Genomic DNA, 16648 nt, shown 5'->3' with positions numbered 1-16648 from the left:
TCAGACGATTGATTACAGATATTTCATTTTTGAATGAAACATGACAGGTCATTTTGACAGTGTTCTGACCAACAGAGCGATACAGATCGCACTCTGTAAATTACATATTTTAGTGCATCTTTGTACCACAACTATGCACTCATAATTGCGGCACTCATTGAACAGGCGTGACAGTCCTATTTCGGATCTTCCAGATTGCGGGCAGCACGGGACCAGAGACGATAGCCATGCCAAGGTCGTTGCGGCTCTCCCACTGCAAACACGACCGAATCCTGTTCCGGCTGGTATGCTGAACCAGCTTGATGTATCCGCATTCCGGAAACAGAGCTTTGCAACATATCTGAAGTATGAATTTGCGCTATGTCTGTATTACTACGACTATCCGGTTTCAGATAAATCTCCGCCACACCTCGTAATGCCAGTTGCTGGCGGGTGATTATAACTGGTTCTTTTCGCGTTACTGCCGGTGTAATGCGACTTTCATTTATGTCAGGGCACGATAGGTTTCCCGCATAAGCGAGAACGATAATGTCACCGATATTACAGGCGATATCTGCAGCAGGCCGGTTTTCGGCATAAGCCAGCACCTGCTCGTTTTGCAGATCAAAACTGCATAACCCATCCTCACAGACAAAACCTCCGGAATGTGCCGCACTGCTCTTATCAGGCGTTTTAATCTCATGAATTCTATAGGCCTTGCGCCAGTTATCAGTTGTGAACGCAGCTGGTCGCTGGCGGTTCACATAGAGAATATTATTCTGACGCACAGCAACCAGTCTGGCATCTTCCGAGATAATAATATCCGGCAAAGTATTCATACTCAGCACGATCCCGCCAGCCATGAAAAAAAACAACGATATCAGCCGCAAATGACTGTTGAGGATCATTGCTGTAAGCAGAGCAGCCGTCCATAACAACACTACAGGCACGGGTAACAGACCGGGTATCAGATCAGGGGAAAGTCCGGCAACAAAATGGGCAATCCATTTGACCAGTTCAATGCCTTTGCCCATTACCTGTAAAGGCAGCCATTCAAGCCCCAATGGCATCATCAATAGTGACAGAACCGCAAAAGGCATGATCAGCACCGAGATCACCGGCAATGCCAGTGCATTTCCCAGCATTCCAAGCGGTGCCATATTGTTAAAGTGAAAGGCTGCAAAAAGCCCGCTGGCGATGCCGGCCAAGAGTGATGTCCCCGCAACTCCGCCCAGCCAAAGCCTGAGCTTGCTCCCCAATCCCGTCTGTCGCGTCACTCGTTCGTTGTTTTGTCTCTTGCGTAATTTCCACCACGCAAAACCTGCAATCAGCGCACCGGTTGCAGAATAGGACATCTGAAAACTCGGCCCCAAGATTTCATGCGGTGTCACAAGAATACTAAACAGCGCTGCAATCGCCAGATTACGCAAGGTCAGAGCTTTGCGATCTAAAATCACGGCACAAAGCATCACGGCCAGCATGATAAAACTACGCTGTGCCGCCACATCAGCACCGGATAAAGCCAGATAGAAACCGGAGGAAAACAGTGAAATCAGTGCGGCGGCTTTCTTCACCGGATAATAGAGCGCTAAAGATGGGAGCAGTCCGGCAATACCTCGCAGGCTTACCATGACTATACCCGCTGCCAGCGCCAGATGCAGGCCGGAAATTGAGAGAATATGCGCCAGCCCTGCAATGCGCAGCGCCTCATTGGTTATCTCGCTGATCCCTGCCCGCTGGCCGGAGATCAGCGCTGCGGCCACCGCCCCTTCTTCACCGGACAGTGCCTGCATAATCCGCCCGCCTATCATCGCCCGCAACTGACCGGTCAATGCCTCAACGGACGCAGTCCAGCTCTTTGACACTGCATCACCGGCAAATTCACCATCAACCAGTTTCGGTACACCGAGATAGAAGCCATTACCGCCAATGCCGCGAAAATATCCATGAAATGCGAAATCATATTGCTCGGAACGCACCGGCCCGCCATGGGGACGCAATCGCACCGCCCCTTTCAGAACAGAACCGGTTTCAGCCTGCGCAGGTAAATCACGTGCAGAGAGCCGCAATCGCTGCGGCGCATAGCGCAGATGCGGTTTTTCCGTTGTCAGCACATCGGCAACAATACGCCAGCGTCCGGCTTTGCCATTGTCTTCAGCCTCCTGTTCGAGCGAGACAATCCGCGCTGTCAAAGTGGTTGACACAGAACTGCCAAGCATTTGCGTTGCATAGCGCTGCGTCTCCCATTTCGCAGCCAGCATACCAGTCATAAAGGCTAATATCAGCACAAGGCTGACACGCCTGATCAGCGTATCACGCAGCAAAAACAACAGCCAGATCAACAAGAATGCCGGTACAAACAGCTCTATCCAGTATGGTTCAGCCCTCAGGGAAAAATAATGAACCGCCCCTGCACCACTCGCAACGGCCAGTAACAGGAAAACCGTTCCGCGTTCATATTCAAACAGCAGAGCATCACAGATATCATCCAGAAAACGCTGCCAATATTCCCGCAGATTTAGCCGGATAATCAGTGCCCGCTTTCGTCCGCTATAAACAGCACCATCATCGGGAATAATCTCCGAATCTGGCACAGGAGCAAAACCAAGCATGGTTTGCTCAACTGTCAGCCTGCGAGAATAAGTGTTGCGGGCAGCACTTGTCTGCGCCCCGTCATCATCATAACGGGACTCAGTCTTGCCTGCCTGATGACTACATTCACCGTCATAACCATTCGCCATGCTGTCTGAATTGCCCCCGCACCTGACAGCTGCACAATTATACGTCCAAAACAGCCTATTTCACGCAGGAATCTTGCATTGAGCGGCGTTAAACACCGGTTCTCTGCTTTGATTTTTGCATCAAGTCTTGCACGTTGTGCTGCCTATGCTACATGAACAGCACAAGAAATCGAGAGGCGGTCAGTTACATTCTTTAGGCGATATATTCGGATATAAGCGTAAGATCCTGTAACTTTACCGCAGATACGGAGCGACCGATGTCATCACCCGTTATTACCCGCTTTGCGCCTTCCCCGACCGGCTATCTGCATATCGGCGGCGCACGTACAGCGTTGTTTAACTGGCTTTATTCCAAACATACCGGCGGCAAGATGCTGCTGCGCATTGAGGATACCGACCGCGAGCGCTCCACCGAGGCCGCAACGGCCGCTATTCTTGAAGGCCTGACATGGCTCGGCCTGACATGGGACGGCGATGCTATCTCCCAGTGGGAACGCGCACCGCGCCACCGCGAAGTTGCTGAAGAACTGGTGAAGGCCGGTAAAGCCTATTATTGCTATGCCTCACCGGAAGAACTGGATGCGATGCGTGAGCTGGCGCGTGCTGAAGGTCGCCCGCCGCGTTATGACGGCCGCTGGCGTGACCGTGATCCGTCGGAAGCACCGGCAGGTGTGAAGCCGGTTATCCGCATTAAAGCGCCTCAGACAGGCGAAACTGTTGTGATGGATGATGTGCAGGGTGAAGTCCGTTTCCCGAACAAAGATCTGGATGATTTCATCATTCTGCGTTCCGACGGCGCGCCAACCTATATGCATGCGGTTGTGGTCGACGATCATGATATGGGCGTTACCCATATTATCCGTGGTGATGACCATCTGACCAATGCTGCCCGCCAGACAGTTATTTATCAGGCAATGGGCTGGGATGTGCCTAAAATGTCCCATATCCCGCTGATCCATGGTGCGGATGGTGCCAAGCTCTCCAAGCGCCACGGTGCGCTTGGCGTTGAGGCCTATCGTGCAATGGGCTATCTGCCTGAAGCACTGTGCAACTATCTGGTTCGTCTCGGCTGGAGCCATGGTGATGATGAAATCATGACCATCGAGCAGATGATTGAATGGTTTGATACCAAAGACATCAACAAAGGCGCATCTCGTTTCGATTTCCAGAAACTGGAAGCCATTAACGGTCATCATATCCGCGCCAGTGATTCAGAAACGCTTACCAAAGCGCTGATCGATGTTCTGCCTTATATTGAAGGCGGTGCGGAACTGCAGGCTCTGCTGACCGATGAACGTCGTGCACAGCTTGTTGCAGCAATGCCGGGTCTTAAAGATCGTGCAAAAACACTGGTAGAGCTGGCTGACGGCGCGAAATTCCTGTTCGTTTCCCGCCCCCTGCCACTGGATGAAAAAGCGACAAGCCTGCTCAATGATGAAGGCCGCGCGATCCTCAAAGATGTGTTACCGAAGCTGGAAGCTGCCGAGTGGAATGCAGAAGCATTGGATGCCGTTGTCCGTGCTCATGCGGAATCAACCGGCCTGAAGCTTGGCAAAATTGCCCAGCCTCTGCGTGCCGCCCTCACCGGCCGCGCCACTTCACCGGGTGTTTTTGATGTTCTGGTGGTTCTGGGTCGTGAAGAAGCGCTCGGACGCATTCAGGATCAGGCCGTTTAAGCCTGTCAGAAGCCGTGTTCTTTCAACGGAATACGGCTTCAAACACGCCCTGAACACAGGAGTGTGATTTTCACAGACCGGCTTCTGTCGTAAGAATGGCGAATTGACAGAAATTTGTTCATAAAAACCCGAATTTCTGCATTGCAACGCCCGGTTTTTACGATAATTTGAGCCAAGAATTTTTCAGGCTGTCATTCAAAAATATCATGAATTTTACGTGACAACCCGCTTAGGATATTTTTCAAACTGGCAGCGCCGGTAAAAATACCCTAACTGTATGTTTCTATGCATAAGTTGAATCTGAAACACCAGTTTTCGGCATTATGCTCCAAATTTACTGCTATCCACGAGCAGTGAGCGCGATGATGAAAGGAACCAGTATGTCTAATACGACAGCGACAATCACGCTACATGGCAATTCCACCGAATTGCCGGTCCGCAAAGGTACAATCGGACCAGACGTCGTTGAAATCGGCCCGCTTTACAAGAATACAAATTCCTTCACATACGATCCTGGCTTCACATCAACAGCTTCCTGCGAATCCAAAATCACATATATCGATGGTGATGAAGGCGTTCTCCTGCATCGCGGCTACCCGATCGAACAGCTCGCCGAACAGGGCGACTTCCTTGATACCTGCTACCTGCTTCTCTACGGCGAACTGCCAACCAAGACCCAGAAAGCAGATTTTGATTACCGTGTGACCCGTCACACCATGGTCCATGAACAGATGGCCAAATTCTTCACCGGCTTCCGCCGCGATGCGCATCCGATGGCCATTATGGTTGGCTGCGTTGGCGCAATGTCCGCCTTCTACCACGACTCAACCGATATTACTGATCCGCATCAGCGTATGGTTGCTTCGATCCGCCTGCTGGCGAAAATGCCGACACTGGCTGCAATGGCCTATAAATATCATGTCGGTCAGCCTTTCGTATATCCAAAGAACGATCTTGATCTGGCTTCCAACTTCCTGCGCATGTGCTTTGCTGTGCCTTGCGAAGAATATAAGGTCAATCCGGTTCTGGCCCGCGCTATGGATCGTATCTTCATCCTTCATGCTGACCACGAGCAGAATGCTTCGACATCGACCGTTCGTCTCGCCGGCTCTTCGGGTGCCAACCCGTTTGCCTGTATCGCTGCCGGTATTGCCTGCCTCTGGGGTCCAGCGCATGGCGGTGCCAACGAAGCTGCATTGAACATGCTGGCTGAAATCGGCTCGGTTGATCGTATTCCTGAATATGTTGCCAAGGCAAAAGACAAGAACGATCCTTTCCGTCTGATGGGCTTTGGTCACCGCGTTTACAAAAACTACGATCCGCGCGCCCGCATCATGCAGAAAACCACGCATGAAGTTCTTGGCGAACTCGGCATCAAAGATGACCCGTTGCTCGACGTTGCGATGGAACTGGAAAATATTGCACTGACCGATGAATATTTCATCGAGAAGAAGCTGTATCCGAATATCGACTTCTATTCAGGTATCACTCTGAAGGCTCTCGGCTTCCCGACAGAAATGTTCACAGTTCTGTTCGCTGTTGCCCGTACCATCGGCTGGGTTGCTCAGTGGAAAGAAATGGTCGAAGATCCGCAGCAGAAAATCGGCCGCCCGCGTCAGCTTTACACCGGTCATGCACAGCGCGATTTCGTACCGCTGGCAAAACGCAAATAATCAGTAACACACTGATGAAAAGGCTCCTTCGGGAGCCTTTTTTATTTTCCGCATAGAGTTTTGCCTTTTTCTCACGCAATATGAACGCAAATAAACCACAGACATCAGCATAAAATTGCCTGTAACATATCCGTTTCAAGTCCGATATGCGTAACTGCCGATCAGCAGGGAACCAGTCTTATGTCAAAGTCATTTTTCAAATCCGGCATTGCAGCGTCAGAAATCACCAGCCAGTCATTTTATCTGCGCCGGCGGGAGTTTATCAAAACCGGCATCGCTGCCGGCATTGGTTTATCTCTGGGCGGTCTGTTACCGGATATTGCCTCAGCAAAAGATAGTGCAGACGGTTTTAAAACCGATGAAAAACTGACACCGAAAGACTCAGTGCTGACCTATAATAATTTTTATGAATTCGGCACAGGCAAATCCGATCCGTCCAGTTATTCCGGTGGTTTCAAGCCGCGCCCGTGGACAATCGAAGTCGGCGGCATGGTGGCGAAACCTGCGACTTTTGACATTGACGATCTGATCAAGACAATGAGCATTGAAGAGCGTATTTACCGGATGCGCTGTGTTGAAGCATGGTCGATGGTTATTCCATGGCAGGGCTTTCAGCTTTCAGAACTGCTGAAACGTGTTGAGCCGCTGGGGTCTGCCAAATATGTTGCCTTTGAAACAGCTCTGCGCCCCAAAGAAATGCCGGGAGTCGGCGGTGCTTTTCCGGTTATCGACTGGCCATATCGCGAAGGCTTACGCCTTGATGAAGCGATGAACCCGCTTACATTGCTGGCAACCGGTCTCTATGGGGAAAATCTCGCCAATCAGAACGGCGCACCGGTGCGTCTTGTTGTACCGTGGAAATATGGTTTCAAAGGCATCAAGTCGATTGTCAAAATCACACTGACAGATAAAGAGCCGCTGACTGCGTGGAAGATGCAGAACGCCTCGGAATATGGCTTCTATGCCAATGTTAATCCGGCAGTGGACCATCCGCGCTGGAGCCAGAAGACCGAGACACGGATTGGCAGCGGCAGCTTCTTCTCACCGGACAGGCGCGATACACTGCCATTTAACGGCTATGGCGAGCATGTTGCCCAACTCTATAGCGGTATGGATCTGACCAAAAACTATTAAGCTGAGACAATCCGAATGACAGTAAACAGCACAGTTTTGCCTCGTACTGCCCGCAAAGCACCAATCAAAATACCGAATAATCTCTGGCTGCGTTGGGGTATTTATGTTGTTGGTCTCGCGCCGGCCATCTGGTCATTCTGGCTGGCTGCCACCAATCAGCTTGGCGCAAATCCGGTCAAAGAATTTGAACATCTTCTAGGGCTTTGGGCACTGCGTTTTTTAATTCTGACTTTGCTCGTCACACCGCTGCGTGATTTGTTCCGACTGAATTTTCTGCCCTATCGTCGTGCCCTCGGCCTGCTGGCATTCTATTATGTCGCCATGCATTTCGCGACTTATATCATTCTCGACCGTGGCCTGAACTGGCCGGATATCGTGAAAGATGTAACACAACGCTGGTTTATTATTTTCGGGTTTATCGGCTTTGTCATGCTGATACCGCTGGCAATAACTTCAAACCAGTGGTCAATCCGCAAATTGAAGAACAACTGGCAGAATCTGCACCGGCTGGTTTACATCATCGCCCTTGCCGGCAGCCTGCATTTTCTGATGTCAGTCAAAAGCTGGCCGACAGAACCTTTGGTCTACGGGCTGATCATCATTGCGCTCGTTTTGTGGCGCCTCATTCGCAAGCCCTATCTGGCCTATAAAAAAAGCTGACCGACCAATAACCGGTCAGCTTTATCTTTTTTATCGTAAGCAGCTGATTTTACCAGCGTTTGACCATACGTGAAGCGCACAGGAATGCCAGTAACGGCCCTACACCAAAGCTGAGGAAAAGCCAGAATGCAGCGCTGGATGTACCGGCAACGCCGCCCGGCACTGTCAGGCCGCCAAGGCTGGTAACCATACCGGCCATTGCCGCCCCCAGACCTGCAGAGAACAACTGCACCGTGGTAATCGCTGTTGATGCCAAATCCTTCTCATCCGCAGGCGCAACTTTCAGCACCCGTGTCAGCAGATGTGGCCATGTCATACCCACGCCACAGCCCACGGCGATAAATCCGGCACAGAGCGGCAGCAATTCCAAATAAGTACCACCGCTGGAAAATGGCAGCAAAAGCAGCAAAAGCACCATACCGGCAAAAGAAGCCAGCGGACCGATAATAATCACATCACGCACACGGCGCGACGAAATCCCCGAACTCATAATTGAGCCGAGTGTCCAGCCTGCGCCCATCAGAGCAGCCAGATAACCGGCAACCAATGGCGACTGATTATGCAGCACCTGCAGAAACAGCGGAATAAACACTTCCACCGAGGTGACTGTCAGTGCCAGCAAGGACATAGTGACAATCACAGGACCCAACGGCTGGCTAAAGCTGAAAGAACCACGCGGCAACAAGCGCTTATCACTGGTTGCATCCAGGCGGATCATAATAGCAATCAGAACAATTGCCGTACTGATACCGATTACGTTCCAGATAACTTCGTGGCTGATACTACCGAGCGAAACTGCGAAGACCGCTAATGTAAGCAAAGTAAGCTGAGCAAAAGGCAGACGATTGGCGTCTTCCTCTTCATGGCGCACATCCGGCAATACAAACAGCGCCATAACAGCGAAAAGCAAAGCGGCAGGGACAACCGACCAAAAAGCCGCACGCCACTCACCAAGTTCGGCAAAAATCCCGCCAACTGCGGGACCAACCAATGTCGCAACACCCCACATACCGGAAATCAGTGCCATAGCTCGCGGCCACAGCGATTCAGGAAACACGATGCGGATCATTGCATAGGACAAAGCCAGCATGAAACCACCGCCAAAGCCCTGAATGAACCGTCCGATCAGCAGAACCTGCATTGTTGGTGATATAGCGCAAATCAGGGTGCCGAGAGCAAAAACACTTGCCGAAATGGCATAGGCTTTGCGTGGACCGGTTTTTCGCAGCAATTTCACAGCCAGTGTTGAGCCGATAATTGATGCCACGACGAAAAGGGTTGTGTTCCACGCATAATAATCCAGACCACCAATATCCGCGACAACGGACGGCAGAATGGTTGTTGCAATATAAACATTAATAGCATGGAGCGCGACGCCGCCAGCAAGTGCCAGCGAGCGAATGGCATTTTTGCCAGTCAACAAATCTCCCCAGCCCACTTTATGGTGACTGGTGAGGGATGCCGGGTCAGACATTTTATTCTCCGGAACAGCTATCAAAAACCATGAGTTTCGGCTGAAATCTGCCTGTGTTTCTCATCAATTTTAACCGGATTATACCAGTCGGGTTGCAAATCCCTGAGGGAGCCTCTAATTAAGCAAGTAAGCACTTGGAATATTCAGCAGGAGATCAAATGTCAAGTTCTGACATTCTCACTTCAGATGAAATAAATAGCTCTGCACAACAAAGCACAGCTGAACGACTGTTGTTTATTCTCAAAACCCGCGGTCCGCAAACAATATCTGCTTTAGCGAATATCATAGGCACCGGCGCGGAGAACATACGCCAGCAATTGCAAAGATCTGTGACAGAAGGGCTGATTGAACCCTATGCCACAGAAAAAAAAGCGAAAGCAGGCAGACCGGTGCAACTCTGGCACCTGACAGAAAAAGGCAACAATCACTTCCCTGATACACATGCTGAGTTAACGGTGGCTCTGTTGCGCCATATGAACAGTATTGATCCGGCACTTACTGACCGGATTATCTCTTTGCGCGAACAGGAAATGCTGGCGGGTTATCAAGCAAAAATGCAGCATATGTCTGCGCTTGAGCAACGTATTGACTGCCTGTCCCGATTGCGTAGTCAGGAAGGTTATATGGCAGAATGGGCAAAACAGCCGGATGGCTCATGGCTGCTGATTGAAAACCACTGCCCTATCTGCGCTGCCGCTACGGCCTGCCAGAATTTTTGCCGCTCCGAGCTCAATATTTTTCAGACCATTCTTGGTGATGGCTGCACGATCGAGCGCTGTGAACATATTCTTCTGGGCGCACGACGCTGCGCCTATCGTATTATCGAGACCCAATAAAAGAACAAAGGCGACCCGGAAAATACCGAGCCGCCTTTGTTATATTCAGACGAGCATATTATTACGGAGCTGATAGCTCAGGAAATTTCACACCCAACTGGTCCAGATAAGTCGGGTATTTCTCTGCATCGTAATAGAGCTTCTGCATTTCAGGACGGAACTGCTGCATAATCTCTGTATTCAACTGGATTTGCGGCTTGTCATCCGCACCAAGCATCGGCAGATATTTCTGATCCTTCTGCTGCACATTGGTAAAATAATCCTGTGCCGCAGATACCAGTTCCGGCTTAGTCAGAAGATCAACACCGGTCATAGCAATGACCTTCGATCCGGCGACAACACCTTTATGAGCAATTGGCGTGGCCATCGACATGGCATTTGACCAGTGATGCCCCGGAAGGTTCGGAATATTCGACGGATAATTCAGCGTAATTGTCGGCACAATCCATGACACATCACCGATATCATCCGAGCCACCGCTTTCCAGTTTTTCCGGTGGTGGTGTCAGTTTCTTCAGCTCTGTCGCCAGCCCGTCTTCCTTGCCTTTCACAGCCTTCTGCACCGCTTTGGCAAAGCTGTTTTCATCGTCAGTCCCTTTCGGCAAGCCAACCTCCAGAATATTGGCATAGGCTGCCTCCGCCATAGGCTTGTTGAAATGGCGCGGTGCTGCTGTGCCGATAATCTGCCGTTCCACTGTTGTGTCAGACATTTTTGCCGCTGCTTCAGACATGGTATTGGCTATCGCAAAATTCTTGGCAATGTTCTCAAAATCCGTCTCACGGATAAAATACCAGACACTGGCAACAGACGGCACAACATTCGGCTGATCGCCGCCGTCAGGGATCACATAATGCGAGCGCTGTTCAGGCCGCAAATGCTCCCGTTTCATGTTCCAGCCGATATTCATCAGCTCCACGCCATCAAGCGCACTGCGTCCGCGCCATGGTGCACCGGCGGAATGAGCAGACTCACCGGCAAAAGTATATTTGACCGAGACCATACCCGTGCCGTTAGCTGCGCCCCACGAGGTTTGCAGATTATTGCCGACATGGGTGAACATCACCACATCCGCATCTTTGAACACGCCGTCACGCACCATATAGGCTTTGCCGCCCAGCAGTTCCTCAGCCACCCCCGGCCAGAGCACCAGCGTGCCGGAGAGTTTTTCCTTCTCCATCAGGTCTTTCATCGCCAAGGCTGCAACCACATTCACAGCCTGTCCGGAATTATGACCTTCCCCGTGACCGGGTGCGCCCTCAATCATTGGCTTGCGATAGGCAACACCAGGCATTTGAGACGTTTTTGGCAGACCATCAATATCACTGCCTAATGCAATCACAGGCTTACCGGAACCCCAGCGCGCCACCCAACCGGTCGGCAGACCGGCAACGCCGCGCTCAATGGTAAAGCCGTTTTTCTCAAGAATATCTGTGATGTATTTTGAGGTTTCAACTTCCTGAAAGGCCAGCTCACCAAAGCTGAAAATTGAATCCGTCATCTCCTGCGCAAGCTTGGCGCGGCTCTCCACACCCGCTGTAACTTGCTGCTTATAGGCTTTGACATCCTGTTCTGATTTTTGTGCTGCGGCCTGACTGAGCAAAGAGGCCGACATCATAAGGCTGAGTGCAATTTTAGACGAGAGAGTACAAGACATGTATAACTCCGTTACTGAATTTGCCTGAGATTCTATGATAGTTACCTGCGGACAATTCATCATAAAAACGCCATACACAACCCTTATAATAACAATTACAAGCTTTTGATTTTACTGTATTTATTGTCATTTTAACAATCACTGAATATCGACTTTCATTTCCCAAAATCAGCCTTTCAGTTACACGCAGTCCTTTTCATTACCCCGCAAAATGAAAGTCGCTATGCGTAAGGCAACAATCGAACTGTCCGGAAAACTATTCTCCGTTACCGGCCGGATTTAGCTTTTTGTTATTGCCGGTTTCGCAACTTTCGCCGTTTCAGCCTTTCAAGCAGTTTCTATACTGACCCATAATTTGCCGCATCCATAAGCACCCTCATCCAGAGGGAAAAGGCAAACGGGAACCCAGTATGAAAAAGCTCAATCACCTGTCCAAACTCAGCATTCTGACACTTGCCCTACTGTCGACTTCTGCCGCCTACGCGCAAGCTTTGCAGCTTAACGGCACTCAGCTCACCACTGCGCAGGTGGCAGAGTTCGCAGCGAACAAAAACGAAAAAGTCGAAATTGCTCCGGAAGCGGCACAAAAAGTCAGTCATAGTTTTGATCTGGTGATGGAAGCAGCTTTGCAAGGCACCGCCGTTTACGGGCTGAATGTCGGTGTGGGCTGGAACAAGGACAAACCGGTTTTCAAAGAGGTTAAAGGCCGCCGCACGCTGGATGAGGAATTACTGGCGCTTTCCCGCCGCTTCAACACCAGTTCGCTTCATGCCCATGGTGGCGGTATTGGCGAGGCTATGCCTGCACAGGCAGTGCGCGCCGGTATGCTGATCCGCCTCAATGAAATGCTCGGCGGTGAAACCGGAACACAGCTGAGCGTGGTGGAAGCCTATCGCGATTTCCTCAATCACGACATCATCCCCGTTGTGCCGGAAAAAGGTTCTGTCGGTGAGGCTGATATTACACTCGCCTCTCATATCGGACTGGCGATGATCGGCGAATGGTTCGTCGATTATCAGGGCAAGCGTATGCCTGCGGCAGAAGCCCTGAAACTGGCCGGATTAAAGCCGATTGAACCGGTCGGCAAAGACTTCCTCTCCATTCTCAGTACCAATGCACTGACTGCCGGTCAGGCCGTTTTGCTTGCAGAAGAAACACGCCATTATCTGGAAGCAGCAACAGCCGTTTTCGCCCTGTCGCTTGAAGGCTATAACGGCAATGTCGCGCCTTTCCTGAGCGAGACAACCGGACTGCGCCCGTTTCCGGGCATGGTGAAGGCGGCAGCAGATATTCGTACAGCACTGGACGGCTCCTATCTCTGGCAGCAGTCTGACGGCCGCGCTTTACAGGATCCGCTCTCCTACCGCACGATGGCCTATGCGCTCGGCAATGCATGGGAAGCGCAGGCCGCACTCGAAGAAGCTTTGCATATCCATATTAATGCCAGCGATGACAATCCGGCCGCTGTGGCTTCCGACAAGCCTGCGGAAAAAGCGGCTGACAGTCATAACCAGCTGCACAAATATCAGGTCGCAGGCGATGTGCATGGCGCAATTTATCCGACCGCCAATTTCGATATGCTGCCGGTTGCCACCCGTGTGGAAAATCTGAATGTCGCCCTCACCCGCTTAGCGCAGAATATTGTGATGCAGACCATCCGCACGGAAAATCCGGATTTCACCAAGCTGCCGCGCTTTCTTGCCGGCCCTGAGAATGAAGGCCATGCTTTCGGTGCCATGCAGAAGCCGCTTGTTGCGCTCTATGCGGAAAACCGTCAGTTGGCGATGCCAGTCTCGCTCGACACTTTCGCCATGGCGGGCAATATTGAAGATACCGGCAACAATGCCCCGCTGGCTGTGAACAATCTTCAGCGCATTCTCAACAATATGTACAGCCTGTCATCTATTCAGCTGCTGCATTCGGCGCAGGCGGTTGATCTGCGTGGCAAAGTTGCGCTCGGAAAAACCTCAGCAAAGCTGCTGGAAACCTATCGCGCACAGGTCAAATTCGTCGATCAGGATCGCATTTACACGCCTGACTTTGCCGCCGGTGTGCAGGTACTGCACGCTTTCACACAGCCAGCCACCAAGTAATTTTTAAATCGCATAACTGCCTGCATTACAAAACAATGCAGGCAGCCAGAATGAGGAAATGCCGCAATGCAGGATAAAGTCTTCAAAGGTAAAGTGGTTCTGCCCGATCAGGTCATTGACAATGGCTGGGTGCTGGTCAGCGACGGCCGTGTTGTCCAGACCGGTCAGGGCACTGCCCCTGCAGGTGAAAGCCACGGCGGAGCGGATTATCTGGTGCTGCCGGGTGCTATTGACGGTCAGGTACACAGTCGCAGCCAGAAAAATCAGGAAGAATTTATCTGGTCTACCCGCTCGGCCGCTGCAGGCGGTGTGACAACGATTGTCGATATGCCCTATGACGACGGCGACCTGATCGCGACACCGGAGCGCTTCACCCGCAAGGTGGAAACCGCTGGCAAGGAAGCGCGCGTGGATTTCGCGCTTTATGCCACGGCGCATCCGGCAGACGGCACCAAGCATATTGACGGTCTGGTTGAAGCCGGTGCGGCGGGCTTCAAATTCTCAACCTTCGGTACGCATCCCGAACGCTTTCCGCGTATCACCCCGCAGATGCTTTATGAGTGCTTCTCGGCAATTGCCCGTCATGGTCTGATTGCCGGTATTCATAATGAAAATGATGAAATGGTGCGCTATTACATCGATCAGGTCGAGAAAAGCGGCCGCACCGATTATCTGACCCACAGCATGAGCCGCCCGCCGGTAACCGAAACACTGGCGATGGCAGAAGTCTATGAAATCGGCGCGATGAGCGGTTGTGCCACCCATGTGGTGCATTGTTCCGTTGGTCGTGGCTATGAACTGGCTGCGGGCTATCGCGCACAGGGTTATGCGGCAACGGTTGAAGCCTGCATCCACTATCTGACATTGTGTGAAGAAGATGATGTGAGCCGCCTGATCGGCCGCGCCAAGATCAACCCGCCGGTACGCAACCGTGCTGAGCGTGAAGCCATCTGGCAGCAACTAGCCGCCGGTAATGTGACCATTGTTTCCACCGATCATGTGAGCTGGTCGCTTGATCGCAAAAACGATGAGAATATGCTGAAAAACGCATCCGGCGTTCCGGGACTGGAAGCGCTCTATGCCCTGCTGCTCAAAGGTCTGGATGAACGACGTCTGTCACTCAGCCATGCTGCCCGCCTGCTGGCGCATAATCCGGCGAACCTGTTCCGTCTCGGTCAGACCAAGGGCGCTCTCGGTGCCGGTCTTGATGCCGATATCGTGCTGGCGCGCCGCGATCCATACACTTACAAAGCGGCAGAAAGCGGCAATAACATCGTCGGCTGGAGCCCTTATGACGGCATTAAACTGCCATTCCGCATCACCCATACATTTGTGCGCGGTGAATGTGCCATGGCTGAAGGTGTGGTCACAGCTGAACCTGGTTCCGGTTGCTTTGTACGCCCTGCTCTGCGTAAAGGAGCCGCGTAATGGTGGTCTCCAACACGCTCGTAGACGGTGACCGGCTCTGGCAGGATATTATGGCGCTGGCCGATATTACCGAGCCGGGCAAGCCTTACACGCGCCGTTCCTTTACGCCGCGTTTTCTGGCTGGCCGCGCCTATCTGATTGAGCAGTTCAAAGCCGCCGGTCTTGAGGTGCGCATTGATTCCGCAGGCAATCTGATCGGTCGCCGTACCGGTGCCAAGCCGCACGCTAAAACCATTATGATGGGGTCGCATAGTGATACTGTGCCATCCGGCGGACGCTTTGACGGCATTGCCGGTGTGGTGGCGGCACTCGAAGTTGCCCGCGCCCTGCGCGATGCCGGTATTGAATTGCAGCACAATCTGGAAGTGGTGGATTTTCTCGCAGAGGAACCGAGTGAATTCGGCCTCTCCTGTGTCGGCAGTCGTGGCATGAGCGGTCAGCTCACCAATGCTATGCTCGACTTTACCGGCCCGCAGGATGAGCGTCTCGGTGATGCGCTGATCCGTGTCGGCGGTAATCCGGCCAAGCTCACCGAGGCTATACGCAAGGATGATATTGCCGCCTATCTGGAACTGCATATTGAGCAAGGCCCTGTGCTGGAACAGAGCAAAACGGATTTGGGTCTGGTGACCGGCATTGTCGGCATCACCCGTCTGGAAATTGCTTTTCAGGGTGCCGCTGACCATGCAGGCACCACGCCGATGCATATGCGCCGCGATGCGCTTTATGCGGCAGCGCAAGCTGTCACTGCAATCCGTGAACAGGCAGAAGCCTTGGCATCCGAGCCGGACGGCTATTTTGTTGCCACTGTCGGTATTCTCACCCTTGAACCGGGCGGTGCCAATGTGGTGCCGGAACAGGCCAAGGTGATTGTTGATATCCGCACCGGCAAACGCGAGAAAACGCTGCGCTTTCTGGAAAGCATTGATGCGGCGACACAAGATGCTGCCGCAAAAGCAAATGTGGAACGCAGCCACTTCAAAACCCTGTCTGATACCATGCCGATGGATTGTGACTTAGGCTTGCTGGATAATCTGGCAAAAAGCGCCGATGCGCTCGGCCACAGTCATCTGCAACTCGCCAGCGGTGCGGGGCATGATGCCGCTTTTATCGGCCAGCTGGCACCGGCGGCAATGGTCTTTGTGCCATGCCTCGGCGGGCGCAGCCACACACCGGAGGAATGGGCAGAGAAACACGACATTGCAGCAGGTGCTGCAGCAATGTTTGCGGCAGTGCGCCGGTTTGACGAGCGCACTCCGGTTACCAATCAAACGCATAACAGCATTTAAGAGGAGGCCAT

At 52.1% G+C, this 16648-nt stretch carries 11 protein-coding genes; 8 read left to right on the top strand and 3 right to left on the bottom strand.

Going from position 1 to position 16648, the window contains the following annotated elements:
- Positions 1-176: 176 nt before the first annotated feature.
- Entirely contained in the window at positions 177-2720 is a 2544-nt protein-coding gene (locus tag HBA93_RS04570; RefSeq protein WP_221722487.1) for a ComEC/Rec2 family competence protein, read from the bottom strand.
- Between the two features lie 257 nt (positions 2721-2977).
- On the opposite strand from HBA93_RS04570, the gene gltX reads away from it, so the two are divergent.
- The 4 genes from gltX to msrQ all read left to right on the top strand — a co-directional run bounded on the left by gltX (position 2978) and on the right by msrQ (position 7863).
- Positions 2978-4396 carry a glutamate--tRNA ligase gene (gene gltX / locus HBA93_RS04565; RefSeq protein ID WP_221722486.1) on the top strand — a complete coding sequence of 473 codons (1419 nt, stop codon included), beginning with the start codon at positions 2978-2980 and terminating at the stop codon, positions 4394-4396.
- A gap of 380 nt (positions 4397-4776) precedes the next feature.
- Positions 4777-6069, top strand: a complete 1293-nt coding sequence (gene gltA, locus HBA93_RS04560; protein WP_121992681.1) for a citrate synthase — start codon at positions 4777-4779, stop codon at positions 6067-6069.
- Positions 6070-6249: 180 nt separating this feature from the next.
- Entirely contained in the window at positions 6250-7203 is a 954-nt protein-coding gene (gene msrP / locus HBA93_RS04555; protein ID WP_221722485.1) for a protein-methionine-sulfoxide reductase catalytic subunit MsrP, read from the top strand.
- Positions 7204-7218: 15 nt separating this feature from the next.
- A complete protein-coding gene (msrQ, locus tag HBA93_RS04550) occupies positions 7219-7863 on the top strand; it encodes a protein-methionine-sulfoxide reductase heme-binding subunit MsrQ (RefSeq protein WP_221722484.1) in 645 nt (214 codons plus the stop codon).
- Positions 7864-7912: 49 nt separating this feature from the next.
- Here the strand turns inward: msrQ and HBA93_RS04545 are convergent, their stop codons facing one another.
- Entirely contained in the window at positions 7913-9337 is a 1425-nt protein-coding gene (locus tag HBA93_RS04545) for an MFS transporter (protein WP_221722483.1), read from the bottom strand.
- Positions 9338-9495: 158 nt separating this feature from the next.
- On the opposite strand from HBA93_RS04545, the gene HBA93_RS04540 reads away from it, so the two are divergent.
- The gene (locus HBA93_RS04540; RefSeq protein ID WP_221722482.1) at positions 9496-10173 is read left to right on the top strand and encodes a helix-turn-helix transcriptional regulator; all 678 of its coding nucleotides are present in this window, start codon (positions 9496-9498) and stop codon (positions 10171-10173) included.
- 61 nt (positions 10174-10234) lie between these two features.
- Here HBA93_RS04540 and HBA93_RS04535 read toward each other — a convergent pair whose 3' ends face one another.
- Positions 10235-11827 (bottom strand): amidohydrolase, encoded by a 1593-nt coding sequence (locus HBA93_RS04535; RefSeq protein ID WP_286201753.1) that lies wholly within the window; start codon positions 11825-11827, stop codon positions 10235-10237.
- A gap of 410 nt (positions 11828-12237) precedes the next feature.
- On the opposite strand from HBA93_RS04535, the gene HBA93_RS04530 reads away from it, so the two are divergent.
- From HBA93_RS04530 to ertE, 3 genes are all read left to right on the top strand, one after another.
- A complete protein-coding gene (locus HBA93_RS04530) occupies positions 12238-13920 on the top strand; it encodes an HAL/PAL/TAL family ammonia-lyase (RefSeq protein WP_221722481.1) in 1683 nt (560 codons plus the stop codon).
- A 66-nt stretch (positions 13921-13986) separates the two neighbouring features.
- Positions 13987-15348, top strand: a complete 1362-nt coding sequence (gene ertD, locus HBA93_RS04525; RefSeq protein ID WP_221722480.1) for a hydantoin-5-propionate amidohydrolase — start codon at positions 13987-13989, stop codon at positions 15346-15348.
- Positions 15348-16637, top strand: coding sequence for an N-carbamyl-l-glutamate amidohydrolase ErtE (ertE, locus tag HBA93_RS04520; protein ID WP_221722479.1), 1290 nt, complete (start codon positions 15348-15350; stop codon positions 16635-16637). The genes ertD and ertE overlap by 1 nt, the downstream gene beginning before the upstream one ends.
- Positions 16638-16648: the final 11 nt, after the last annotated feature.

This window comes from Ochrobactrum sp. SFR4, from assembly GCF_019730395.1.
In the GTDB taxonomy this organism is placed as follows: Bacteria; Pseudomonadota; Alphaproteobacteria; order Rhizobiales; family Rhizobiaceae; genus Pseudochrobactrum.
Note: the sequence above shows the minus strand (reverse complement) of the source record. Positions and strands in the feature narration are given on the sequence as shown.

What these genes read in the sequence shown, in the direction of transcription:
- ertD (WP_221722480.1), top strand. Translation starts at nt 13,987, where the DNA reads ATGCAGGATAAAGTCTTCAAAGGTAAAGTGGTTCTGCCCGATCAGGTC.
- gltA (WP_121992681.1), top strand. Translation starts at nt 4,777, where the DNA reads ATGTCTAATACGACAGCGACAATCACGCTACATGGCAATTCCACCGAA.
- gltX (WP_221722486.1), top strand. Translation starts at nt 2,978, where the DNA reads ATGTCATCACCCGTTATTACCCGCTTTGCGCCTTCCCCGACCGGCTAT.
- HBA93_RS04535 (WP_286201753.1), bottom strand. Translation starts at nt 11,827, where the DNA reads ATGTCTTGTACTCTCTCGTCTAAAATTGCACTCAGCCTTATGATGTCG.
- HBA93_RS04540 (WP_221722482.1), top strand. Translation starts at nt 9,496, where the DNA reads ATGTCAAGTTCTGACATTCTCACTTCAGATGAAATAAATAGCTCTGCA.
- HBA93_RS04545 (WP_221722483.1), bottom strand. Translation starts at nt 9,337, where the DNA reads ATGTCTGACCCGGCATCCCTCACCAGTCACCATAAAGTGGGCTGGGGA.
- msrQ (WP_221722484.1), top strand. Translation starts at nt 7,219, where the DNA reads ATGACAGTAAACAGCACAGTTTTGCCTCGTACTGCCCGCAAAGCACCA.
- msrP (WP_221722485.1), top strand. Translation starts at nt 6,250, where the DNA reads ATGTCAAAGTCATTTTTCAAATCCGGCATTGCAGCGTCAGAAATCACC.
- ertE (WP_221722479.1), top strand. Translation starts at nt 15,348, where the DNA reads ATGGTGGTCTCCAACACGCTCGTAGACGGTGACCGGCTCTGGCAGGAT.
- HBA93_RS04570 (WP_221722487.1), bottom strand. Translation starts at nt 2,720, where the DNA reads ATGGCGAATGGTTATGACGGTGAATGTAGTCATCAGGCAGGCAAGACT.
- HBA93_RS04530 (WP_221722481.1), top strand. Translation starts at nt 12,238, where the DNA reads ATGAAAAAGCTCAATCACCTGTCCAAACTCAGCATTCTGACACTTGCC.